The organism is Ectothiorhodospira sp. 9100, from assembly GCF_022227565.1.
Taxonomy (GTDB): domain Bacteria; phylum Pseudomonadota; class Gammaproteobacteria; order Ectothiorhodospirales; family Ectothiorhodospiraceae; genus Ectothiorhodospira; species Ectothiorhodospira marina.
The window spans coordinates 1-533 of sequence record NZ_JAJNAN010000135.1 but is presented as its reverse complement, the minus strand read 5'-3'; the positions used below and the strand labels follow the sequence as shown (position 1 = coordinate 533).

At 58.7% G+C, this 533-nt stretch carries 1 protein-coding gene and 1 pseudogene; both read right to left on the bottom strand.

Features of this window, described 5'->3' with window-relative positions:
* Window position 1: 1 nt before the first annotated feature.
* Entirely contained in the window at window positions 2–148 is a 147-nt protein-coding gene (locus LPW29_RS15850; RefSeq protein WP_443112364.1) for a type II toxin-antitoxin system HicB family antitoxin, read from the bottom strand.
* Window positions 149–248: 100 nt separating this feature from the next.
* Window positions 249–413, bottom strand: a pseudogene (locus LPW29_RS15845) (type II toxin-antitoxin system HicB family antitoxin); the annotation flags it as partial.
* Window positions 414–533 lie beyond the last annotated feature (120 nt).

Genomic DNA, 533 nt, shown 5'->3' with positions numbered 1-533 from the left:
CTCATTCGGCGTTACGCTCCAGCTCATGCAGGGCGGCTCGGGTCAGGAAGGCCGAGCGGCTCTTGATGCCGTGCAGGGTCACGTATTGATCGATCTGCTTCACCACACGGCCTGGCAGGGTGACGTTGACCTTTTCCGTCTTGCCCAGATAGGGGGTGATATCGATCTCGACCAGCCCCCACCCCCCAGCCGGCGAAATCAGGGTTCTGTCGACGCTCGGTAATATTCCCGGGCATGGGAATCGCCTCCCCCGCCGCGGCGAGCTCTTCCAACTGAATATGCGCCACCTCCACGGCCATCTCGTAGGCCTGCTCGACAGTATCGCCTGCGGTGATCGCGCCGGGAATATCCGGGAACACGATGCCGGTGGCGGTGTGCTCGTCACCCCATTCGATGGCGATGGGATATTGCATTGATCTCTCCTACCGGAGTGAAGTCCGCACTACCGTGCTCCTATCCCAACAATACCATGCGAACATACCTCTAGGGTTATGTTCCCTTAACGTGAAAGAACCAAGATTAAGCTACAGACG